23 protein-coding genes are annotated in these 21544 nt (G+C 77.4%); 8 read left to right on the forward strand and 15 right to left on the reverse strand.

The window, feature by feature from the left end; all coding sequences use genetic code 11:
• Positions 1-10: 10 nt before the first annotated feature.
• The 7 genes from ACU616_RS13350 to ACU616_RS13380 all read right to left on the reverse strand — a co-directional run bounded on the left by ACU616_RS13350 (position 11) and on the right by ACU616_RS13380 (position 3552).
• The gene (locus ACU616_RS13350) at positions 11-748 is read right to left on the reverse strand and encodes a cytochrome c oxidase assembly protein (protein ID WP_446758940.1); all 738 of its coding nucleotides are present in this window, start codon (positions 746-748) and stop codon (positions 11-13) included.
• A complete protein-coding gene (locus ACU616_RS13355; protein ID WP_446758941.1) occupies positions 745-1209 on the reverse strand; it encodes a DUF2243 domain-containing protein in 465 nt (154 codons plus the stop codon). Before ACU616_RS13355 ends, ACU616_RS13350 begins: the two co-directional genes overlap by 4 nt.
• Before the next feature lie 62 nt (positions 1210-1271).
• A complete protein-coding gene (locus ACU616_RS13360) occupies positions 1272-1898 on the reverse strand; it encodes a LysE family translocator (RefSeq protein ID WP_446758942.1) in 627 nt (208 codons plus the stop codon).
• Between the two features lie 13 nt (positions 1899-1911).
• Positions 1912-2205 carry a hypothetical protein gene (locus ACU616_RS13365; protein ID WP_446758943.1) on the reverse strand — a complete coding sequence of 98 codons (294 nt, stop codon included), beginning with the start codon at positions 2203-2205 and terminating at the stop codon, positions 1912-1914.
• A complete protein-coding gene (locus ACU616_RS13370; RefSeq protein WP_446758944.1) occupies positions 2202-2669 on the reverse strand; it encodes an SRPBCC domain-containing protein in 468 nt (155 codons plus the stop codon). Before ACU616_RS13370 ends, ACU616_RS13365 begins: the two co-directional genes overlap by 4 nt.
• On the reverse strand, positions 2666-3022 hold the full coding sequence (locus ACU616_RS13375; RefSeq protein WP_446758945.1) for an ArsR/SmtB family transcription factor: 357 nt from the start codon (positions 3020-3022) through the stop codon (positions 2666-2668). Before ACU616_RS13375 ends, ACU616_RS13370 begins: the two co-directional genes overlap by 4 nt.
• Positions 3019-3552, reverse strand: a complete 534-nt coding sequence (locus tag ACU616_RS13380; protein ID WP_446758946.1) for a maleylpyruvate isomerase family mycothiol-dependent enzyme — start codon at positions 3550-3552, stop codon at positions 3019-3021. The genes ACU616_RS13375 and ACU616_RS13380 overlap by 4 nt, the downstream gene beginning before the upstream one ends.
• 170 nt (positions 3553-3722) lie before the next feature.
• Between ACU616_RS13380 and ACU616_RS13385 the strand changes: the two genes are divergently transcribed.
• Positions 3723-4613 carry a DMT family transporter gene (locus tag ACU616_RS13385; RefSeq protein WP_446758947.1) on the forward strand — a complete coding sequence of 297 codons (891 nt, stop codon included), beginning with the start codon at positions 3723-3725 and terminating at the stop codon, positions 4611-4613.
• Positions 4614-4818: 205 nt separating this feature from the next.
• Here ACU616_RS13385 and ACU616_RS13390 read toward each other — a convergent pair whose 3' ends face one another.
• The gene (locus ACU616_RS13390; RefSeq protein ID WP_446758948.1) at positions 4819-6030 is read right to left on the reverse strand and encodes a DUF222 domain-containing protein; all 1212 of its coding nucleotides are present in this window, start codon (positions 6028-6030) and stop codon (positions 4819-4821) included.
• 35 nt (positions 6031-6065) lie between these two features.
• Complete coding sequence (locus ACU616_RS13395; protein ID WP_446758949.1) at positions 6066-6353, reverse strand: hypothetical protein; 288 nt, start codon at positions 6351-6353, stop codon at positions 6066-6068.
• Between the two features lie 305 nt (positions 6354-6658).
• On the opposite strand from ACU616_RS13395, the gene ACU616_RS13400 reads away from it, so the two are divergent.
• The 5 genes from ACU616_RS13400 to ACU616_RS13420 all read left to right on the forward strand — a co-directional run bounded on the left by ACU616_RS13400 (position 6659) and on the right by ACU616_RS13420 (position 11268).
• Complete coding sequence (locus tag ACU616_RS13400) at positions 6659-7366, forward strand: DNA-3-methyladenine glycosylase I (protein WP_446758950.1); 708 nt, start codon at positions 6659-6661, stop codon at positions 7364-7366.
• Positions 7338-7505 carry a DUF3117 domain-containing protein gene (locus ACU616_RS13405; protein WP_091115270.1) on the forward strand — a complete coding sequence of 56 codons (168 nt, stop codon included), beginning with the start codon at positions 7338-7340 and terminating at the stop codon, positions 7503-7505. The genes ACU616_RS13400 and ACU616_RS13405 overlap by 29 nt, the downstream gene beginning before the upstream one ends.
• An 89-nt stretch (positions 7506-7594) precedes the next feature.
• Positions 7595-9121 carry a leucyl aminopeptidase family protein gene (locus ACU616_RS13410; RefSeq protein WP_446758951.1) on the forward strand — a complete coding sequence of 509 codons (1527 nt, stop codon included), beginning with the start codon at positions 7595-7597 and terminating at the stop codon, positions 9119-9121.
• 11 nt (positions 9122-9132) lie between these two features.
• Positions 9133-10584 carry a hypothetical protein gene (locus ACU616_RS13415; RefSeq protein WP_446758952.1) on the forward strand — a complete coding sequence of 484 codons (1452 nt, stop codon included), beginning with the start codon at positions 9133-9135 and terminating at the stop codon, positions 10582-10584.
• A gap of 51 nt (positions 10585-10635) precedes the next feature.
• Positions 10636-11268: a DUF4232 domain-containing protein gene (locus ACU616_RS13420; protein ID WP_446758953.1), complete on the forward strand. Its 633-nt coding sequence runs from the start codon at positions 10636-10638 to the stop codon at positions 11266-11268.
• Positions 11269-11271: 3 nt separating this feature from the next.
• Here the strand turns inward: ACU616_RS13420 and ACU616_RS13425 are convergent, their stop codons facing one another.
• Positions 11272-11781: a DinB family protein gene (locus tag ACU616_RS13425; RefSeq protein ID WP_446758954.1), complete on the reverse strand. Its 510-nt coding sequence runs from the start codon at positions 11779-11781 to the stop codon at positions 11272-11274.
• Between the two features lie 105 nt (positions 11782-11886).
• Here ACU616_RS13425 and ACU616_RS13430 point away from each other — a divergent pair, with 105 nt between their 5' ends.
• Both ACU616_RS13430 and ACU616_RS13435 read left to right on the forward strand, forming a co-directional pair.
• Complete coding sequence (locus tag ACU616_RS13430) at positions 11887-12849, forward strand: ATP-binding cassette domain-containing protein (RefSeq protein ID WP_446758955.1); 963 nt, start codon at positions 11887-11889, stop codon at positions 12847-12849.
• Complete coding sequence (locus ACU616_RS13435) at positions 12846-13673, forward strand: ABC transporter permease (protein ID WP_446758956.1); 828 nt, start codon at positions 12846-12848, stop codon at positions 13671-13673. The genes ACU616_RS13430 and ACU616_RS13435 overlap by 4 nt, the downstream gene beginning before the upstream one ends.
• Positions 13674-13686: 13 nt before the next feature.
• Here ACU616_RS13435 and ACU616_RS13440 read toward each other — a convergent pair whose 3' ends face one another.
• The 5 genes from ACU616_RS13440 to ACU616_RS13460 form a co-directional block, all read right to left on the reverse strand.
• Positions 13687-16887 carry a BTAD domain-containing putative transcriptional regulator gene (locus ACU616_RS13440; RefSeq protein ID WP_446758957.1) on the reverse strand — a complete coding sequence of 1067 codons (3201 nt, stop codon included), beginning with the start codon at positions 16885-16887 and terminating at the stop codon, positions 13687-13689.
• A 180-nt stretch (positions 16888-17067) separates the two neighbouring features.
• On the reverse strand, positions 17068-18570 hold the full coding sequence (locus ACU616_RS13445) for a phytoene desaturase family protein (protein WP_446758958.1): 1503 nt from the start codon (positions 18568-18570) through the stop codon (positions 17068-17070).
• Between the two features lie 25 nt (positions 18571-18595).
• On the reverse strand, positions 18596-19597 hold the full coding sequence (locus tag ACU616_RS13450) for an MsnO8 family LLM class oxidoreductase (protein ID WP_446758959.1): 1002 nt from the start codon (positions 19595-19597) through the stop codon (positions 18596-18598).
• Positions 19597-20712, reverse strand: coding sequence for a spore photoproduct lyase family protein (locus ACU616_RS13455; RefSeq protein WP_446758960.1), 1116 nt, complete (start codon positions 20710-20712; stop codon positions 19597-19599). The genes ACU616_RS13450 and ACU616_RS13455 overlap by 1 nt, the downstream gene beginning before the upstream one ends.
• A 71-nt stretch (positions 20713-20783) precedes the next feature.
• Positions 20784-21518: a GAF domain-containing protein gene (locus tag ACU616_RS13460; RefSeq protein WP_446758961.1), complete on the reverse strand. Its 735-nt coding sequence runs from the start codon at positions 21516-21518 to the stop codon at positions 20784-20786.
• Between the last annotated feature and the right edge of the window lie 26 nt (positions 21519-21544).

The following is a 21544-nucleotide window of genomic DNA, read 5'->3' on the forward strand; positions in this document are numbered from 1 at the left end:
GAGCCGGGCGCTACGCGGGCTGGGCCGCCCGCACCGCCTCGCGGCTGACGTACCAGCGGCGCCACAGCACCGCGGCGGTGACCAGGGTGAGTACGGTGCCGCCGTCGTACACGAGCCGCGCGCCGGCCTCGGCGCCGACGGTATCGGCCGGCGGGTGCGCGTAGAGGACCTTGGCCAGGACGTCGTGCGCCGCGGCCCCGCCGGCCAGCGCCAGCGCGCGCACGGCCACCGGGCGGCGGTGCGGCGCGGGGTCGACCGCGAGCACCGACGCGGTGGCGAGGTGGCCGCTGACCAGCAGGTGCACCCAGACCAGCGCGCTCGCCGCGGGGGAGGCGGCGAGCGCGGTGTGCCAGCCGGTGCCGTAGAGCAGCCAGAGCCCGGCGGCGTTGAGCGGGACGGCGACCAGCGGGTCGGTGAGCCACCGCGCGGGCGGGGTGCGCAGCAGCCGGGCCAGCCCGCGGGCGGCGGCACGCGGGAGCGCGCGCAGCGCCAGGGTGACCGGCGCGGCCAGCACCAGCAGCAGCGGCGCCACCATGCCGAGCAGCAGGTGCCCGGCCATGTGGGCGTGCAGGTCCGGGTGCGGGCCGGGGTGGGCGCGCAGCGGCCCGGCGACGGCGACGCTCGCGGCGGCCAGGCCCAGCAGCCAGGCCGCGGTCCGGGTCAGCGGCCAGGGGCTGCCGCAGCGCCAGGTGGCGGCGACGTAGGCGGCGCCCGCCGCCAGCAGGACGCCGAGCGCGGCGGCCGTCACGTCGCCGCGGGCGCGGCCCGGGCGCGCACCAGCAGCGCGATCCCGGCGGCCAGGAGCAGCACCCCGGGCACGAGCCAGCCGACGTCGTAGCCGGTGAGGTCGACGCCGTAGCGGACCTGGTGCAGCCGCAGCAGCTTGTGGTGCACCACGCCGTCCCAGACCTGGAAGGCCCCTGCCCCGGTGAGGACGGCGCCCCACCACAGCGCGGGGGCGAACCGGCCGCGGCGCCGGGAGTCGGCCAGCAGCGCCAGCCCGGCCACGGTGGCCGACCAGGTGCCGGCGTGCAGCAGGCCGTCGGAGACCAGCCCGGCCGCGCCGCTGGCCCGGTCGTAGAAGTGGTGCCAGTGCAGCAGCTGGTGGAACACGATCTCGTCGACCGCGCCCGCCGTGCCCAGGCCCAGCAGCAGGCCGGAGACCAGCAGCCGCCGCCGGGCCGGCGGGCGGGGGAGTGCGTCGGCCACCGGGCCTCCCGTCGTCGCGTAGCCGGTCGCTGCCCGTCGGCGTCGGGCCGGAAACCGCCCGTCTAGCGGTCGGCGGCCAGGCGGGCGCCGAAGGCCAGCAGCGCGCACCCGGTGAACGCGTCGAGCGCGCGGCGGACCGGACGGCGGGCGAGCAGCCGCCGCGCCCGGTGCAGGACGGCGACCAGCAGCAGCAGGTACCCCAGCCCGATCGCCGCGTGGGCCAGCGCGTAGGCCAGCAGCACCGGGACCGCGGTGCCCGGGCCGAGGAACTGCGGCAGCACGGCGAGGTAGAACGCCAGCACCTTGGGGTTGGTGACGTTGGAGAGGAAGCCCTGGCGCAGGCCGGTCAGGGCGGGCGACCCGGACGCCGTCGCGCCGTCGTCCAGTGCGGTGTACCGGCCGCGGACCGCTGAGGCGAACGCCTGCACGGCCAGGTGGGCCAGGTAGGCGACGCCCAGCCAGCGGACGGCCTGGAACAGCGGCTCGACGCGGACGACGACCGCGGCCAGCCCGGTGGCGGCCGCCGTCCCCTGGACGACGTTCGACGCGGTGATGCCGACGGCGCTCCACGCGCCGCGGCCGCGCCCGCCGGCCAGGGTGTTGCGGACGACCACCGCGAAGTCGGGCCCGGGGACGAGCACCAGGACGACGGCGAGGGCGACGAAGGTCCCGTAGCCCGTCCACCCCACGCCGCGACCGTACCTACCGGGCCACCTCGGGCAGCGTCATCAGCTCGCGCGGCCGGCTCTCCCACCGGTCGAGCGGGAGGTCGGCCACGCCGGCGAAGAGGACGGCGCTGCCGGCCTGCAGCGCCTCCGGCGAGGACCACACCGAGACGGCGACCACGCGGCCGCCGTCGGCGTCGTGGAAGGCGCCGATCTCCTCCAGGCCGTCGATGCCCACGGCGAGCTCGTTGAGCCGCCGCATCGCGCCGAGCAGGTCCTCCAGGTGGTCCGGGTGCGGGTGGTGGACGGCGTGGAACAGGACGCGGGTCACGACTCCTCCAGGTGGGTGGCGAAGGCGGCGAGGACGAGCTCCCAGCCGCGGGCGTAGCCGCCGGCGGCGGCGGTGGCGGAGCGGAGCTGCTCCGCGGAGAGCCGCTCCCAGCCCCGGTGCTCCAGCTCGACCCGGGTGAGCGACGGACCGAGGGGGCGGAAGGCCACCTCGACCTCGGTGCCCCCGGCGAGGACCTCCCAGGTCATGGCGAAGCGCTCCGGCGGGTCCCAGGCGGTCAGCCGGCCCCAGCGGGCGCGGCTGCCGTCGCGCCGGGTCTCGTAGACTTCGCCGCCGACACCCGGGGTGACGGTGACGTCGACGACGGCGTCGTGCCCCAGGGAGTAGGGGACCAGTGGCCACCACCGGCCGAGCGTGCGGACGAAGACGTCGAAGGTGTGCGCCTGGTCGCTGCGCACGGTGGTGCCCCGCCGGACGGGCTCCGGCTGCGCGGCCGCGGCGGTCACCCGGCGGCCGTGGCGTCGTCGTCGGACAGGCCCCGCTCGGCCTCGACCAGCTGCCGGGCGCGGTCGAGGGAGGAGTCCCAGAGCTCCTCGAGGAACTCCCGCAGCGGCGCGAGGCCGCCGGGGTCGGCGCGGTAGAGCCGGCGGGTGCCCTCACGCCGCTCGGTGACCAGCCCGGCGGAGCGCAGGACGGTGAGGTGCTGGCTCACCGCCGGGCGGGTCACGTCGAAGGCGGCGGCGATCTCCCCGGCGGCCAGCTCCGTCCCGGCGACCAGCCGCAGGATGGCGCGGCGCCGGGGTTCGGCGAGGGCGCGCACGGCCGCACCGAGCACGGCGTCCTCCGGCGGCTCGCTCACGGGGTGCCGGCCGGGACGCGGGCGAGGTGGGTGGCGAGGTGGGTGGCGGGGTGGGTGGCGGGGCGGCGGGTGGCGGTCGCCGAGACCATGGGGTCCGCGGGCAGGGCCGCGTCCGCTCCCACGGCGCTGGCGAGGTCCCAGGCGTGCACGAGCAGCTCGACGACGGCCAGGCGGTCGAGGAAGTCCGGGAGCGTCGTGGTGCCGACGGGGGTGGTGACCGGACGGCGGAGGTCGCCGTCGGCCAGCCCGGCCGGGGAGGCGTCGCGGGCGGCCCGCCAGCCGGCGGCGGGGTCGGCGTCGAGGACGCGCCGCGGCGGCTCCGGGGCGGAGCCGGGGGTGGGCCAGGCCCGGCCGGAGGCCAGCCCGGCGAGGGCGGTCTGGCCGGTCGCCAGGTGCCCGAGGACGTCGGCCGCCGTCCACCCGTCGCACGGCGACGGGTGGTCCCAGGCGTCCCCGGGGACGGTGGTGACCACGGCGTCGACCGCGCGCAGCGCCCGGCGGTAGGAGGGGAGGTCCGGGACGGTGGTCATCGGGGCTCCTCGGGGAGAGGCCATGCCGGGAGGGGCCGGCGGACGAACGGCACTTCGTGCGTTTACGCTTACGTTAGTCTCGGCGCACGGAGCGCCGCAAGGGGTGCTGCCGATCCCGCCGGGGAGGGCCGTCAGGATGACCGGGTGCGCGAGCGGGGCGGAGGCGGCCGGTGAGCCGTCGGGGCTGGGTGCTGTTCCTGGCGATGTCGGTGATCTGGGGCGTGCCCTACCTGCTCATCAAGGTCGCCGTCGAGGAGACGTCGCCGGTGGTGGTGGTCTTCGCCCGCTGCGCCGTCGGTGCCGCGCTGCTGCTGCCGCTGACGATCGCCCGCGGGGAGGTGCGCCCGGCGCTGCGGCACTGGCGGCCGCTGCTGCTGTTCACGGTGCTGGAGATGACCGGGCCCTGGATGCTGCTCTCCTACGCCGAGGACACGCTGTCGAGCTCGCTCACCGGGCTTCTGGTGGCCTCGGTGCCCTTCGTCGCCGCGCTGGCCGCCCGGCTGCTGGGGGAGGAGGAGCGGCTCACCCCGGTGCGGCTGGTCGGCATGGGGCTCGGCGTGCTCGGCATCGCGGCGCTGCTCGGGTTCGACGTCGAGGGCGTCGCCCTGCTGCCGCTGCTGGCCGTCGTGCTCGTCGTCGTCGGGTACGGCACGGCGCCGCTCGTCCTGAGCCGGGCGCTGACCGGGGTCCCCGGCGTGGCGGTCAGCGCGCTCGCGCTGACCGCCACCGCGCTGGTGTACGCCCCGTTCGCGCTGCCGCGGATCGGCCAGGTGGCGACGGCCCAGGCGACGGCGCTGGTGTCGCTGGTCGTGCTCGGCGTCGTCTGCACCGCGCTGGCGCTGGTGCTGTTCTTCGCGCTCATCCGCGAGGCCGGCCCACAGCGGGCGCTGGTCATCACCTTCGTGAACCCGGCCGTCGCCGTGCTGGCGGGCGTGCTGCTGCTCGACGAACCGTTCACGCTGGGTCTCGCCGTCGGCCTGCCGCTGGTCCTGGTCGGCTGCGTGCTCGCCACCCGGCGCAACGCACCGGCCCCGGCGGCGGCGGACGCGGCTGTGCCCTGACCGTCGGTCCGCCCGCCGGGTGAGCCGCCGCACCCCGAGCCGCAGCGGGTGCACCGGTCGCCGGTGCGGCCGTCCGGGGAGACGACGGCTGACCGAGCCCGTTCTCAGGGACCGGCCGGCAGGCGCGCCTGCGTGACCGTCCGCTGTGGTCTGCGGGCGGTCGTGCAGCGTGTCCGGTGGCTCGGGAGGTCGAACGGGTCGCGGCTCAGGCGGCGGGTTGCAGTCTGGCGCCGATGAGTATCTCGGTGCTGTCGGGGCGCCAGGTGCGCCATCGGCCGTCCGGTTGCCGCTCGACCCGGAAGCCGTGGTGGACCTTGCTGTGGTGCCGTTCGCACAGCAGGGCTGAGTTCCCCAGGTTGGTCTCGCCGCCGTCGAGCCAGTGCACCAGGTGGTGCACGTCGCACCAGTGCGTGGGGGCGTCGCAGCCGGCGAACACGCACGCCCGATCACGCAGCTCGACCGCCCGGCGCAGGTGCCGGTCGGCCACCCGCTGTTCCCGGCCGAGGTCGATGGGTGCGCCGTCGGGGCCGAACACCACCCGGGAGACGGTGGCGTCGCAGGCGATCCAGCGGGCGCGGGCGGCAGAGATGACCACCCCGAAGCCCATCGTCGCCGTCGCCGGGCCCGTGGCCGTGTCGGCCAGGTCGTCGAGGTCGATGCGCACCGCCACGTGCGGCTTGACCGTGCGCAGCACCGGCAGGCTGCCTGCGGCCAGCGCGTTGTCGGCCAGCTGCACCAAGGCATCGGCCAGCTGCTGGGCGCGGCTGCGGCCGTCCCCGGCCGGGCGGTCGGCCTGCACGAGGGACTCGAGGGCCGCCTGGAGCTTCTCCCCGCCCACGGCGTCGAGGTCGAAGCGACCACTGACCGACCCGTCGGCGTGCTTGGCGATGCTCAGCCGGCGGCCCTCGGTGGGGTCGGGCTCGGTCCCGTCGGGGTCCAGCCGGGCCAGGTAGCCGGCCACCACCTGCGCCAGCTCCTGGTGCGGCTCGTGCTCGGCCACCACGGCGAGGGCAGCGTCGACCTCGGCCAGGTCGATGTCCTGCTCGGCGGCACGGGTGACGTTGTCCGGCTCGGCCACCTTCGCGATCTCGGCGACCTGGCCGGCGGTCACCGCGCCGGCCGCGAAGGCGGCCGCCACTGCGGGCAGCGACTCCAGCGCCCGCCCGATGCGCACCAGCCGCCCGGCCTCGGTCGGGGACAGGTGGCCGTGCCCACGCAACCACGACGGCATGGACCTCAACCCGTCGTGCTCCGGCGCCTGGGCGAGTTCGCACTGCCGCGTGGTGCGGGCGAGCTCGGCGGCCAGCCGGTTGACCGCGGCCAGGAGGAACCTCTCCCGGTCGAGCAACTGCGGACCGAACGCCGACGAGAGGTCCTCGGCGGCGAGGGCCTCCAGTGCGGCGAGCAGCTGGTCCACGACACCTCCCACCACTTCGATCACCTGTTCGAAGTCTATCGGGGGAGAGTCCACTTCGCGACCTGAATCCGCAGGTCAGTGACCCGTCCACAGATCCAGAGTGCCTCTTGACAGCAACGGGGGCACGGGTCCGCGGCGACGATGCGACACCCCATCGCGTCGGCGAACGCGGCGGCCACCCGGGTACCGAGGTCGCCGTCGGCCTGCGGGAGGACTCTGCAGCCGGACAGCTCCCGGTCGCCGGCGGTGCCGTCGCCGGCGGTGCCGTCGCCGGCGACACCGTCGAGGGCGACCACCCGGCGCGCGACCGGCGTGGCCCGCACCGCGTCGAGGGTGTCGGCCACCGCGGCCGCGGCGACCGCCGCGGCGTGACCGGGCGCGCACGGCGGGGTCAGGTGGCTCCGGCCGCGCCCGGGTGGGGGAGCACCGGCAGCTGGGCCGCCGGGGCGGCGCTCACCGGGCCGGCACGGCACGTGCCGCGCGCACGGGGGGCCTCGCGGCAGTGGTGGTCGGACCGGGCACCAGCGGACCTCAGCCGTCGCCGCAGGGAAGCGCTCCCGGCGCTTCGACGAGGGTGGGCAGCCGTCGAGCGCGGTGGACCGTCGGAGCCCGCGGCTACGGTCGGGCCGTGGACCGCGTGCGCTGTGCGTGGGGCGACAGCGCCCCGGAGTACGTCCGTTACCACGACGAGGAGTGGGGCACCCCGCTGCACGGCGACGACGCCCTGTTCGAGCGGCTCTGCCTCGAGGCGTTCCAGTCGGGCCTGGCGTGGATCACCATCCTGCGCAAGCGGCCGGCGTTCCGCGCCGCGTTCGCCGGGTTCTCCATCGACGCCGTGGCGCGGTTCGGCCCGGACGACGAGGCGCGGCTGCTGGCCGACGCCGGCATCGTCCGCAACCGCGCCAAGATCGCCGCCGCGGTCCGCAACGCCCACGCCGCCCAGCAGGTCCCCGAGGGGCTCTCCGCGCTGCTGTGGTCGTTCGCGCCGCCGGGACCGCGCCCGCGACCGGCCACGCTGGCCGACGTCCCCGCCACCAGCCCCGAGTCGGCGGCGATGGCGAAGGAGCTCAAGCGGCGGGGCTTCGTCTTCGTCGGACCGACCACCGCCTACGCGCTCATGCAGGCCACCGGCATGGTCGACGACCACGTGAGCACGTGCTTCAGGGCGGCCCCCGGAGCCACCCGCCAGGGGGCCCCGGTTGGTTCCCCGACCGGGATACGGGATCATTGGTCCCGGAGCTCACTGCACGAAGGACAGCCACACCGCAGCCGTACGGGGTCGCGGGTGGCCGGCGAAGGAGGCACGCATGGCGGCCATGAAGCCGCGCACGGGTGAAGGTCCCCTCGAGGTCACCAAGGAGGGGCGGGGCCTGGTCATGCGAGTGCCGCTCGAGGGCGGCGGCCGCCTGGTCGTCGAGCTGTCGCCGGACGAGGCGCAGGCGCTCTCGGAGGCCCTGAAGGGCGCGACCAGCTGAACGTCGCAGCGAGTCTGCCCCCGGGCAGCCCCGCGCAGGACGACGCGGCCCCGGCCGCCGGCAGCACGCCGGCGACCGGGGCCGCCCCGTTGCCGCGGGTCGACCTGCTGACCACCCTGCCCGCCCTCGGCGAGGACGACGTCCTGGCCGTCCCGGTCGGTGCCGACGGCGCGCTCCCCGTCTGGCTGAGCTCCCCGGCGCCCGGCACTCCCGCGCCCGTGCCGGCCGAGCTGCTCGCCGGCGCCCTGCGCGACACCGGCAACACCGGCCGGGCCGGCACGATCACGAACCTGCCCGTCCCCGGCCGCCGCCCGCGCAGCGTCGTCGCCGTCGGCCTGGGCGACGGCACCCTGCCGCACCTGCGCGGCTACGTGTCCACCGCCGTCCGCCGCGCGCAGACGCTCGCCGAGTCCGGCGCCACCCGGCTGGTCCTGCCCGTCGACGGCGCAGCCGGCCCGGCCGGCGCCGACGAGGTGCGCGCCGCCGTGGAGGCCGCCCTGCTCGCCGGCTACCGCTTCCGCGAGACCTCCACCCCGCACCCGGCGCGCCTGGCCACGGTCGCCGTCGTCGCCACCGACGGCGCCGACCCGGCCGTGGTCGCCGCCGCCCGGGCCGGGGAGGTCACCGGCTCCGCCGTGGCCTGGGCGCGTGACCTGGTCAACACACCCAGCAACACCAAGGACCCGGCGTGGCTGGCCGAGCAGGCCGTCCGGCGGCTGTCCGGCCTGCCGCACGTGACGGTCACCGTGCTCGGACCCGAGGAGCTCGCCGACGGCGGCTTCGGCGGCGTGCTCGCCGTGGGCGGTGGCTCGGCGTCCCCGCCGCGCGTCGTCGTGGCCGCCTACGAGCCGCCCGGCGCCGGCCCCGCCCGGCCGGTGCTGGTCGGCAAGGGCATCACCTTCGACACCGGCGGCATCTCGATCAAGCCCACGGCCGGCATGCGGGAGATGAAGACCGACATGGCCGGCGGGGCCGCGGTGCTCGCCGCGCTCGACGCCGCCGCCCGCCTCGGGCTGCCGGTCGCGGTGACCGCCGTCGTCCCGGCCGCGGAGAACGCGGTGTCGGGCTCGTCCTACCGGCCGGCCGACGTCGTCCGGCACGTCGGCGGGCGCACCACCGAGGTGCAGAACACCGACGCCGAGGGCCGCATGGTGCTGGCCGACGGCCTGGCGTGGGGCCGCCTGGAGCTGGGCGCCACGGTGCTGGTCGACGTCGCCACGCTGACCGGCGCGATGAAGGTCGCGCTCGGCACCCGGACGGCCGGCCTCTACGCCACCACCGACGGGCTGGCCACCGCGCTGTCCACCGCGGCGCTGCACGCCGGGGAGCGGGTGTGGCGGATGCCGCTGGCCGAGGAGTACGCCGACCTGCTCGACAGCGCCGTCGCCGACGCCAACAACGCCCCCGGCAACCCCGGTGGCACGACCGCCGCGCTGTTCCTGCGGCCCTTCGCCGGCGACCTGCCCTGGGCGCACCTGGACGTGGCCGGTCCCGCGCGGGCCGGCTCCGACGACGCCGAGGTGGTCAAGGGCGGCACCGGCTTCGGCGCCCGCATCCTGCTGCGCTGGCTGGAGGCCGGCGCCCCGCTCGACCCGCCGCCCACGGTGGCCGACTGATGGAGCGACCGGTGGACGACGACACCGGCGTCGTCTTCCCCGTCGGCCCCGGCGGGCGGCGCAGCACCGCGGCGGTCGGGCGCGCGGTGGTCGCCGACGCGCTGCGCCCGGTCGACCCGGTGGGGGCCCGCGCCGCCGAGCAGGAGACCAACTGGCGGGCCGGCTACCTCGTGCACTTCCGGCGGCTGGTCGAGGCCGGGCTGGCCTCCCCGGAGGCGGCGCTGACCATCGCCGGCGCGGGGCTCGACGCCGTCTCCCGCCGGCTGCGGGTGAGCGGCGAGTGCGGCGAGCAGCCGCTGGACGCGCTGCGGACCGCGCCGGCCGGCCGGGTGCTCGCCACGCGCGAGGTGACCGGGCAGGCCGAGCCCGAGCGCGAGCTCACGCTGCCCTTCCACGGCCGGCGGCTGCGCGGCGCGGAGCTGCAGCGGCGGCTGGACACCTGGGTCGAGTACGGCGTCATGGAGCCGACGGCGGCCGAGGCGGTGCGTACCGTGGCCGCCCACCCGGAGTGGCTCGCGCTGCCCGGGCGCACCGTGGCCGTGCTCGGCGCCGGCGCGGAGATGGGGCCGCTGACCGCACTGCTGCGCTGGGGCGCCACCGTGGCCGGCGTCGACCTGCCCCGGCCGGACCTGTGGCGGCGGGTGCTCGACACCGCCCGCCGCGGCGCCGGGACGCTGCTGGTGGCCACCGGCGGCGACCTGCCCGCCGGCGCCGGGGCCGACCTGGTGCGCGAGGTGCCCGCCGTCGCGGACTGGCTGGCCGGGCTGCCCGGCGAGCCGGTGCTCGGCGACTACGTCTACGCCGACGGCGCCCTCAACGTCCGGGTCTCGGCGGCCGTCGACGCGCTCACCGTGCGCCTGCAGGCCGCCCGGCCGGAGACGGCGCTGGCCTTCCTCGCCACCCCCACCGACGTCTTCGCCGTCCCGGGGGACGCCGTGGCCCAGTCGGTCCGCAACTACACGGGCCGCTCGCGGTTCGGCAAGCTCGTCGGCCGCCCGCTGCGGACGCTGTCGGCGGGCCGGCTGCTGCGCCGGGCGTACGTGCCCGGCGCCGACCCCGGCATCAGCGACGACCTGGTGGCCCAGCAGGGCCCGAACTACGCGCTGGCCAAGCGGCTGCAGCGGTGGCGGGCCACGGTCGCGCGGGCGGCCGGGGCGACGGTGTCGATGAACGTCGCGCCGCCCACCCGCACCCGCTCGGTGGTGAAGAACCGGGCGCTGGCCGCGGCCTACGCCGGCGCGCACCGCTTCGGCGTCGAGGTGTTCGAGCCCGCGACGTCCAACGTGCTCATGGCCGCCCTGCTCGTGCACGACCTGCACACCGGCGGCGGCCCGCGGCACGAGCACCCGTGGCAGGACGAGGCGCACGCCGCCGTCCACGGCGGGCTGTGGCGGACGGCCTACGCCCCGCGCAGCGCGCTGGGCCTGGCCGCCGTGCTGGGCCTGGGGGCGGCGCGCGGCTGAGGACGCCGCCGCGTCCCGGACCGGGCCGCCGGGCCGGGGCAGGATGCGCCGGTGCCGCCGTCCCGTGCCCGCCGTCTGGCTCCGCTGCTCGTGGCCCTCGCCGTGGCCGCCGTCGCCGGCCTGGTGCTGCTGGCCGCGCGGCTCCCGGCCGCCTCGGACGCGGCCGGGATCGGCGTGCCGCCGGCGCCGGACCCGACCGCGGCCGCGCCGGTGCCGACGACGCCGTCCCCGGCACCCGCCCCGGCGCCGTCCACGACCGCGGCGCCCACCTGCTCGCCGCTGGGCCTGCTGATCACCGCGGGCGGGGTCGACGCCGGCCTCGGCCACCGCGCGGTCGTCGTCACGGTCACCAACTGCGGCGACCGGCCGCGCGAGGTCACCGGCTACGCCGACATCGCCGTCCTGGACGGGGCGGGCCGCGCGATGCCGTTCACCGTGGCGCACGAGTCGACCTACATGGTCCGCGACCCGGGACCGGCGCCGCTGGTGCTGCAGCCGGGGGAGAGCGCGGTCACGGGCGTCTCGTGGTCGGCCACGGTCACCGACGGCGGACTCACCGAGGGGCAGGCGCTGCGCGTCGTCCCCGTGCCCGGCGACCCGGGCCAGGTGCTGCCGGTGTGGGTGGACGCCGGCAGCACCGGCGAGATCGGCGTCGCCGCCTGGGCGACCGAGCTCGCGCAGTAGGGCTCACTCGCCGACGACGCCGTCGACCGCCTCGCGCAGCAGGTCGGCGTGCCCGTTGTGCCGGGCGGTCTCCTCGACCAGGTGCAGCAGCACCCAGCGCAGGCTGAACCGGTTCCCGTTGCGCAGCGGCGCCACCGACAGCGCGTCCAGCGACCCGGCCGCGGCGACCACCGCATCGGTGCGCCGGGCCGCCTCGCGGTAGCGCTCACGCAGCTCGTCCGGCTCGAGGCCGACGGCGGTCTCGAACTCCCAGTCGGGGGTGGCGTCCCAGTCGACGTCATTCCACGGGGCGGGCTCCGGCTGCCCGGCGAACCGCTGCACCGCCCAGGACTCCTCGACCAGCGCCAGGTGGTACAGCAGCCCGGCCAGCGTGAGCGACGACGGCGGCAGCGTCGTCGCCAGCTGCTCGCGCGTCAGCCCCTCGGTCTTCAGCAGCAGCGTCTCGCGCTGGTAGGCGAGGTAGGCGCTGAGGACGGTGGTCTCGTCGCCGGTCTCCGGCGGGTCGGTGCGCACGCGGGCGACCCTCGCACGGCCCGCTGACAGCGCGTGCCAGCGCCGTGTGCGGGCCGTGCCAGCGCCCTCCTCCACCGTCGACGCCGACGACGAGAGGAGAGCTGCATGACCACCGTCATCGAGGCCGAGGGCCTCACCAAGCGATTCGGCGACACCCAGGCACTGGCCGGTGTCGACCTGTCCGCCCGCCAGGGCACCGTGCTGGGGGTCCTCGGGCCCAACGGCGCGGGCAAGACCACCGCCGTCCGGTGCCTGGCCACCCTGGTCCGGCCCGACGCCGGCCGCGCGCGGATCGCCGGCCACGACGTCCTCGCCGACCCGGCCGCCGTCCGGTCGGTCGTCGGGCTCACCGGGCAGTACGCCTCGGTCGACGAGGACCTGACCGGCACCCAGAACCTGGTGCTCATCGGCCAGCTGCTCGGCCTGCGCACCCGCGACGCGAAGGCGCGGGCGGCCGAGCTGCTCGAGTGGTTCGACCTGTCCGACGCCGCCGGCCGCACCGCCAGGACCTACAGCGGCGGCATGCGCCGACGCCTCGACCTGGCCGCCAGCCTGGTCGGCCGGCCGTCGGTGGTCTTCCTCGACGAGCCGACGACGGGCCTGGACCCGGCCAAGCGGGAGGAGATGTGGGACGTCGTCCGCCGGGTCGTCGCCGACGGCGCCACCGTCCTGCTGACCACGCAGTACCTGGAGGAGGCCGACGCGCTGGCCGACGAGATCACCGTCATTGACCGCGGGCGGGTGATCGCCCACGACACCCCCGACGGGCTCAAGCGGCACGTCGGCGGTCAGCGGCTGCGGGTCCGGCCGGTCGACGCCGGCCGGCTGCCGGAGGTGCGTGCGCTGCTCGGCGAGCTGACCGGGGTCACCCCGGCGGCCACCGGTCGCGGTGAGCTCACCTGCCGGGTGGCCGACGACGCCGTCCTGCCCGGGCTGGTCTCCCGGCTGCGGGGCGCCGGCATCGCCGTCAGCGAGCTGTCGCTGCACCTGCCCACCCTCGACGAGGTCTTCCTGACCCTCACCGGCCGGCCGCGGGCCGCCGACGACGCTCCCGAGGAGGCCGCATGACCACCGTGACCGCCGTCCCCGGCCGGGCGCTGCCGGTGCCCGAGCCGCATCCCGCCCCGCCGGCCAGCAGCCTCCCGCGGCAGGCTCTCGCGCTGGCCCGGCGCAGCCTGGTCAAGACCTGGCGCACCCCCGAGGCCCTGGTCGACGTGACCCTGCAGCCGATCATCTTCCTGGCGCTGTTCACCTACGTCTTCGGCGGCGCGATCGCCGGCGGGTCGCAGCAGCAGTACCTGCAGTTCCTGCTGCCCGGCCTGCTCGGCCAGACGATCGCGATGGCCAGCGTCTCGCTCGGGCAGAACCTCAACACCGACATCCAGAAGGGCGTCTTCGACCGCTTCCGGTCACTCCCGATCGCCAGGTCCGCGCCGCTGGTCGGGGCCGTGCTCGCCGACGTCGTCCGCTACCTCGTGCTCTTCGCCGTGACGATGGTGGTCGGCACGCTCATGGGCTTCGAGGTGACCACCGGCTGGGCCGGTGTCCTGGCCGCCCTGGCGCTGTCGATGGGCTTCGCGCTGTGCTTCGGCTGGATCTCGGTGTACGTCGGGATGATCGCCCGGGCGCCCGGCGCGGTGCAGGGGATCATGATGCTGGTCGTGCTGCCGCTGACCTTCGGCAGCAACACCTTCGTCGCCATCGACACGCTGCCGGGCTGGTTGCAGGCCTTCGTCCGGGTCAACCCGATCAGCCACGTCGTCGGCGCGGTGCGCGGGCTGATGACCGGCGGCTCGGTGGCCGGGCACGTGGGCTGGACGCTGGTGTGGATGGCCGTGCTGGTCGTCGTCTTCGCTCCGCTCGCGGTGCGGGCCTACCGCCGCCGGGCCTGACGGGACGGCGAGCTCAGACCTCGAACCCGGCCGCGATGCGGTCGGGGTCGAGGCGCGTCGCGGCCGCCTCCGGGTCGAGGGCCATGCCCTCGGCGTGCGCGGTGTCGAACTCGTCGCCGAGGTCGTCCCGCAGCGCCGCGGTGAGGCGGGCGAGCACCGGGTTGGTCGGGTCCGCGGCGCCGCGCAGTCGCTCCGCGGCGCCCAGCAGGACGGCGGCCTCGCGGGCGGCGCCGACGGCGTGCGCCCAGCCGGCCGCGGTCAGCCCGACGCTGGCCAGGATCGGCCGGTCCTGGGTGCCGACGGCGAGCCGGTGCCCCGCGCGGACGTGCCCGCCGGCGGCGGGGAGGTCGCCGAGGTGCAGGGCGAGCAGTCCCGCGGCGGCGTGCCCGACCGCGCCGATGTGCTCGGAGTGCGGCGCCGGCACCGACAGTCCCGCGAGGACGGCGACGAGCGCCCCGTAGCCTGCGCGGACGCCGTCCACGTCGCCGGCGGCCACCGCCACCGAGCCCGCGGTGGCGGCCACGAGCACCGAGCGCAGCACCTCGACCGTGCCGAGGGAGCGCGCGGCCCGCATCGTCGCGAGGTGCCGCCGGGCGCCCTCGACGTCCCCGGCGCGCAGCCGCAGGTCGGCCAGCCGCATGGTCACCAGCAGGTGGTCGCTGGTGCCGCCGAGCTCGCGGACCAGCTGCTGGGCCCGCTCGTAGTCCTCGGCCGCGCCGGTGAGGTCGCCGTCGAGCGTGCGCACCTGGCCGCGCCCCGACAGCAGCGCGCCGATGCCCCAGCGGTCGCCGAGCTCCTCCCACTCGGCCAGCCCGGTGGCCGCCTCGGCCCGCAGCGACGCCAGGTCGGCGTCGTTCTGGGCGAACGCCATCCGGATCAGGCGGGCGCTGGCGCGGACCCACGGGTCCTCAGCGGCGAGGGCCCGCTCGAGCAGCGGCGCGGCGTCCTCGGGTGCGCCGGCCATCATCAGCAGCAGCGGACGCAGCACCGTGAGCGCCGGGCGGAGTGCCTCGACCGGTGCCAGCCGGTCGCTGAGCAGGCGCAGGCGCGCCGGCTCCCGGCCGGGGCGGCCGTCGGAGTCCGCGTACGACGTCATCATCCCCCGCATGGCGTCGGCGAACGGGGCCAGCGGGGAGTCGGCGGCGCCGGGCAGTGCCAGAACGGCGCTGGTCCACCGCACCGACTCCCGCTCGTTCTCGCGGAGGGTCCAGTACCAGGACAGGTCGACGACGAGTTCGAGCGCGGCCGCCGCGTCGCCGGTGTCGACCAGGTGCCGCAGCGCGAGCAGCACGTCGTCGTGCTCGGTGTCGAGCACCCGCAGCGCCTCGAGCTGGGCGGGGCCGCGCAGCACCGGGTCGCACCGGGCGACGAGCGCGGCGTACCGGCGGGCGTGCGCGTCGCGGGCGGCCGCGGCCCGGCCGTCCTCGGCCAGCCGTTCGGCGCCGTACTCGCGCAGCGTCTCGAGCATGCGGAAGCGGGTGCCGCCGGAGGTGTGCAGGGTGGTGAGCAGCGACTTGTCCACCAGCGCGGCCAGGACGTCGGCCAGCTCGTCGCGGCCGGCCCCCGCGCGCCAGGACGGGCAGACGGCGGCGACGGCGTCCTCGGTCGCGCCGGAGGCGAACACCGAGAAGTGCTCGGCCACCTCCCGCTCCCGGGCGCCGAGGAGCTCCCAGCTCCACTCGACCACCGCGCGCAGCGTGCGGTGCCGCGGGGTGGCGGTGCGCCGGCCGCCGGTGAGCAGCCGGAAGCGGTCGGCCAGCCGGTCGGCCAGCTCCGCCGGCGTCAGCACCCGCAGCCGCGCGGCGGCCAGCTCGACGGCCAGGGGCAGTCCGTCGAGCCGGCGGACCACCTCCACCACCGCGTCGTCCACGGTGACGTCGGCCGACACCGCCCGGGCGCGGTCGAGCAGCAGCCGGACGGCGGGGCTGGCCGCGGCCTCCGCGGCGCTCGCGCCCTCGGCGGGGACGGCGAGCGGGCCGAGCGGGTGCAGCGTCTCGCCGTCGACACCGAGCGGCTCGCGGCTGGTGGCCAGCACCCGGACGCCCGGGCAGCGGCCGAGCAGGTCGGCCACGAGGTCCGCGGCGGCGTCGACGACGTGCTCACAGTTGTCGACCACGAGCAGGCAGCGCGCGTCCCGCAGGTGCGCCACCAGCCGTGCCCGGGCGTCGCCGCGGTGCCGGTCGGTGTGCTGGTCGGGGAGCGCGACCTCGCGGACGCCGAGCGCGTCGAGCACCGCTTGCGGCACCGCTGCCGGGTCGCTCACCGGGGCGAGCTCGATCAGCCACACGCCGTCGGGGACGGCCGGCCGGGCGGAGTCGGCCAGCACCTGCGTGGCGACCTCACCGGCCAGCCGGGTCTTGCCCGCCCCGCCGGCGCCGACCACGGTCACCAGCCGGCCGGCGGCCAGCCGCTCGCGGACGGCGCGGACGTCGTCGTCGCGGCCGACGAAGCTGGTGACCGCCGCCCGCAGGTTGCTGCCCGGCCGTGCGGGCTCCTCGTCCAGCCGGAGCAGGGCCAGGTGCCGCTCGCGGACCTGCGCGGAGGGGTCGGTGCCGAGGCCGTCGGCCAGCGCGGCGCGCAACCGCTCGTAGGCGGCCAGCCCGTCGGCGGGGCGGCCCGCGGCGGCCAGCGCGTCGAGCAGGACGGCGGCGAGGTCCTCGCGCAGCGGGTGCTCGGCGGTGAGCTGCTCGAGGACCGGCAGCGCCTCGGCGGCCCGGCCCGCGGCGACCAGCCGGGCGGCGCGCTCGCGCCGGGCCCCGAGGTGCAGCTCCTCCAGCGCCGTCCGGGGGCCGGTCGCGTCGGGGGAGTCGTCCTCCTGCAGCGGCCGGCCGCGCCACAGCGCCAACGCGGCGTCCAGCGCGGTGAGCGCGGTGGCGCCGTCGGGCTCGATCCCGGCGGCGGTCACCAGCCGGGTGAAGCGGACGGCGTCGACGTCCTCGGGGTCGACTGCGAGCCGGTAGCCGGCCGGGGACTGCTGCACCAGCGCCGGGTCGCCGAGGGTGCGGCGCAGGCGCGAGACCAGCGACTGCAGCGCGTTGGCGGGGTCGGCCGTGCCGCCCTCGGGCCAGACGGCGGCGGTCAGCGCGTCGCCGGAGACCCACGCGCCCGCGTCGACGGTCAGGCGGAGCAGCAGCCGGCGCAGCCGCACGCCGGGCACGGCCACGGGGCGGCCGTCGGAGGCGACCTCCAGCGGCCCCAGGTAGCCGATCCGCACGGTGGGGAGTCTCCCACTCACGGGCCTGCCCCCGGACCGGCGCGGGGAGCGCACCGGGCGCCGTCCTCCCTCACCGCAGCGCGTCCTCCCTCACCGCGCACCGTGGGGGAGGACACGCCACGATCAGGTCACCTGATCATCGCCCCAGCTCCCAGGGCCCGCCGCACCCCGGCGTCGGGTTCAGGCGGGGCCCACCAGGCCGGCGACGATCTCCGCCGACAGCGCGACCAGCGGCAGCCCGCCGCCGGGGTGCGACGACCCGCCGACCAGGTAGAGCCCGCGCACCGGCGCCGCGTTGCCCGGCCGCAGGAACGCCGCGCGGGCGCCGTTGCTCGACGTGCCGTAGATCGAGCCGCCGACGCTGCCGGTCTCGCGGGCCAGGTCGGCCGGGGTGCGGGTCACGCACCAGCGCACCCGGTCGCGGACGTCGAGCCCGCGCGCGGCCATGACCTCCAGCACCCGCGCGGCGTACCGGTCGGCCAGGCCGGGGGCGTCCCAGTCGACGCCGCCGTCGGGGTCGTGCCGCGGGGCGTTGACGAGCACGAACCACGACTCGCTGTCGTCGTCCGGCCGGGTGACGGGGTCGTCGGGCGCGCTGACGTAGACCGTCGGGTCGGGCACCGGGCAGGGGACGCCGCGGCGGCGGCCGGTGCCGAAGACGGCGTCGAACTCGGCGTCGTAGTCGTCGGGGAAGAGCACGGTGTGGTGCGCCAGGCCCGGCGTGCGGCCGCGCAGCGCGAGCAGCAGCACGAACCCCGACAGCGACGGCGTCGCCCGGGCCAGGCCGCGACGGACGGCCCGGGTGCGCCGGTCGGGCGGCAGCAGCCCGGCGTAGAGGGCGGTGGCGTCGGCACCGGAGACGACGACGTCGGCGGTCATCTCCCCGCCGTCGGCGAGCTCGACCCCGGCCACCCGCCCGCCGTCGCGCAGCACCCGCCGCACCGGGGTGCCGGTGCGGATCGCCGCGCCCCGGTCGCGCGCGCGGTCGGCCACCGCCTCGGCCAGCCGGTGCAGCCCACCGCGGACGAACCAGGAGCCGAACGCCTGCTCGACGTAGGGGACGGTGGCCAGCACTGCAGGGGCGCGCCGCGGGTCGGAGCCGGAGTAGGTGGCGTAGCGGTCGAGCAGCACCCGCAGCCGGGGGTCGCGGAGGTAGCGGGCGCCCAGGCCGCGCAGCGTCTGCCAGGGCGCCACGGTGCCGACGTCGACCGGGTCGCGCGCCAGCCGGGCGAGGGTGGCCGCCCCGCGCAGCGGCGAGCGCAGGAACGGCTGCTCGGTGATCGCCCACATCGCCCCGGCGCGGTCCAGCAGCGCCCGCCACTGCGCGCCGGTGCCCTCCCCGAGCGCCCCGTCGAGCGCGGCGGGGACCTGCGCGAGTTGGCCGGGCACCGCCAGCCGGGTGCCGTCGGGGAAGAGGTAGGCGACGGCGGGGTCGAGGCGCTGGAGGTCGAGCGCGTCCTCCAGCGGGCCGCCGGTGGCGTCGAAGAGGTCGCGGTGGACCTGCGGCAGGGTGACCAAGCTCGGGCCGGTGTCGAAGGCGTGCCCGTCGCGGGCGTACCAGCCGAGCTTGCCGCCGACGCCGCCCGACTGCTCGAGGACGGTGACCCGGTGGCCCAGCGTCGCCAGCCGCGCGGCGGCGGCCAGGCCGCCGAGCCCGGCGCCGACGACCACCACCCGCGCCACGCCGCCACGGTAACCGCGCCGGTGGCTACCCGATCGGGGGATGGGCCGGCACGGCGCCGAGCAGCCGGGCCAGCGCCTCGTCGGAGGCGGCCAGCGCTGCCCGGTCGAACGTGCTCCCGGCGGCCACCAGCTCCGTGGCGCCCGTCCGCTCGGCCAGCTCGGCCAGCCGCGCGGCCACCTGGCCGGCCGTGCCGGCCACCGCCGCGGCCGCGGTCCGCTCCCCGTGCCGCCGCTGGACCCCGCTCATCGGGGCGGCCCGGACCGCCGCGACCGGTTCCAGCGGCGGGAAGACGCCGGTGGTGCGCGCCTGCGCCATCGCCCACGCCTCGGGCAGCAGCAGGTCGGCGGCCTCGGCGGCGGTGTCGGCGACGAGCATGTCGAGGCTGATGGCGACCTCCGGCCCGGGGGCCTGCGCCGAGGGGCGGTAGGTGCGGCGGTAGCGAGCCAGCGCCTCCCGGCCCGGGCCGGGGTCGCCGCCCACCCCGAGCAGCGGACCGCCCACGACCACCGGCAGGCCCAGCTCCGCGGCGACCTCCAGGCCGCGGCCGGTGGCCAGGACGACCAGGCGCACGTCGCCGGCGGCGCGCGGGTGCAGGGTGATCTCCGCCGTCCCGGTCAGGTAGGCGCGCACCTCGGCGAGGTCGGCGGCGAAGTCGCGCTCGGTCTCGCGCAGCGCCCGGCGCACCGGCGGGGTGAAGCCGGGGGAGCGGCCCAGGCCGAGGTCGACCCGGCCGGGGGCGAACGCGGTCAGGGTGGCGAACTGCTCGGCGACGACGAGCGGCTGGTGGTGCGGCAGCATGACGCCCGCCGAGCCCAGCCGGATCCCCGTCGTCCGGCCGGCGACGGCGGCCAGCAGCACCGCGGGGGCGGCACCGGCGATGCCGGGCACCCCGTGGTGCTCGGCCACCCAGAACCGCTCGTAGCCCAGCCGCTCGGCGGACACCGCCCGCTCGACCGTGCCGGTCAGTGCCGCGGCGTCGGGCTCCCCGGCTCGGGTGCGGGACCGGTCGAGCAGCGAGAGCCGCATCAGAACGCGTAGCGGACGCGCAGCCACGGCGCGTGGTGCGCGATCAGCTCCTGCAGCCGCTCGACGCCGGCCCGCTTGACGTCGTTGCGGTAGCGCACGTTCCACTGGCCGTTCTGGCTGCGCTTGGGCTGCTGGATCTCCGGCCGCCACAGCAGGTCCTCGGCCTTGGGGTGCCAGCCGAGGTTGACCTCGTGCAGGTCGCGGTTGTGGGTCAGCAGGATGACCTCGGCGGCCGCCTGGGCCTTGGCCGCGGGGGAGAGGGTGTCGTCGAGCTGCCGCAGCAGCTGCGCCCAGTCGGCCTCCCACCCGTCGCGCAGCACCACCGGCGAGAGGTTGAGGTGCACCTCGTACCCGGCCTCGACGAAGTCGTCGACGGCGGCGACGCGCTCGGCGATGCGGCTGGTGCGGACGTCGATCAGCTTCGAGTCGGCGTCGGGCATGAGCGAGAAGCGGATGCGGGTGCGGCCCTGCGGGTCGAGGTCGAGCAGCTGCCGGTTGACGTACTTGGTGGCGAAGGACGCCTTGGCCGTGGGCAGCTCGCGGAAGGTGGCCACCAGGTCGGCGACGTTGTCGCTGACCAGCGCGTCGACCGAGCAGTCGCTGTTCTCGCCGATGTCGTAGACCCAGCTCACCGGGTCGCACTGGTCGGGCTCGGTCTTGACGCCCTGCCGGGCGACGTGGCGGCGCAGGTAGCCGGTGATCTGCTCGATGTTGGTGAACACGGTGATCGGGTTGGCGAAGCCCTTGCGGCGCGGGACGTAGCAGTACGCGCACGCCATCGCGCAGCCATTGGCCGTCGAGGGCGCGATCCAGTTCGACGAGCGGCTGTTCGGCCGGGCCGACAGCGACTTCTTGACGCCGAGCACCAGCGTCTCGGTCTTGACCCGCACCCAGCGCTCGACGTTGCCCTCGTTGCCGTTGAGCTCGGGGATCTGCCAGTGCGAGGGGACCTCGACGATCTCGGCCGCCGGGAAGCGGGCGAGCACGTCACGGCCGCGGGCGGAGTCGAGGGCGGCCGGCTCGGCGTACACGGTGCGCACGTCGAGCAGGCGGGTGGGGGAGGGGACGGGAGCGGGAGCAGTCGGGACGGCGGACGGCGAGGGTGCGGCTGCCACGTGGTGGACAGCGCTCCTGCGGGGTGCCCGATTCCCCCGCTGACCTGCGGGAACCGTCACACGGGTGAGCGTCAGGGGCGCCGGTCGGGGACGACGTCGTCGAGGTCCAGCCGGCCGGCCTCGAGGTCCTCGGCGAGGTCCTCGACGGAGCACCCGGCGGCGTAGGCCGCGCCGCGCAGGAGCACCAGCGCGGTCGCCGCGTCGGTGCCGAGGGCCAGGCCCGCGCGGCCGGCCGCCCGCAGCACCGCCGCCCGGCGGACCGCCTCCGGCCCGTGCAGCCAGGCCGGGCCGCTCTCGACCGGCCAGTCCGACCACACCGCCGCCTCGGTCAGGGCAGCGGTGACCATCTCGCCGACCGCCACGGCGGAGAACACGTCGAGCTCGGGGACCGACGTCTCGTCGGTGAAGTAGAGGTCCAGCGCTCCCGCGCCGGCGAGGTCCTCCCGCAGCGGGAGGGCGACCGCCGCGCGGAAGGGCGTCTGGACGACGAGCAGCTCGGCGTAGGGCGGCCACCGGCGGTGCAGGTCGGCGAGGGCGGCGAAGACCGGCTGCCGCGTCTGCTGCGCCTCGATGCAGGGGCCGGTGCCCACGGTGAACTGCAGCCGCTCGGCGCAGGCCGCCTCGGGGCTGCTCGCCCCCAGCGGGATCCGGCCCCCGGCCACGTCCACGACCGACAGCCCGACGCCGTCCACCTCCAGCGTGCTGACGGCGGCGCGGGCCAGCCGCACCGGGAGGAGCTCGGCGGCGGTGGGCCCGCGTGCGGACTCCTCGTCGAGCGCGGCGGCGAACCGCATGGCGATGGTCATGCCTGGTGCATACCCGCGCCCAACCG

The organism is Geodermatophilus sp. URMC 62 (assembly GCF_052931475.1).

Coding starts and splice junctions, on each gene's coding strand:
- ACU616_RS13405 (WP_091115270.1), top strand. CDS start 7,338: ATGGCGGCCATGAAGCCGCGCACGGGTGAAGGTCCCCTCGAGGTCACC.
- ACU616_RS13380 (WP_446758946.1), bottom strand. CDS start 3,552: ATGACCACCGTCCCGGACCTCCCCTCCTACCGCCGGGCGCTGCGCGCG.
- ACU616_RS13460 (WP_446758961.1), bottom strand. CDS start 21,518: ATGACCATCGCCATGCGGTTCGCCGCCGCGCTCGACGAGGAGTCCGCA.
- ACU616_RS13450 (WP_446758959.1), bottom strand. CDS start 19,597: ATGCGGCTCTCGCTGCTCGACCGGTCCCGCACCCGAGCCGGGGAGCCC.
- ACU616_RS13430 (WP_446758955.1), top strand. CDS start 11,887: ATGACCACCGTCATCGAGGCCGAGGGCCTCACCAAGCGATTCGGCGAC.
- ACU616_RS13435 (WP_446758956.1), top strand. CDS start 12,846: ATGACCACCGTGACCGCCGTCCCCGGCCGGGCGCTGCCGGTGCCCGAG.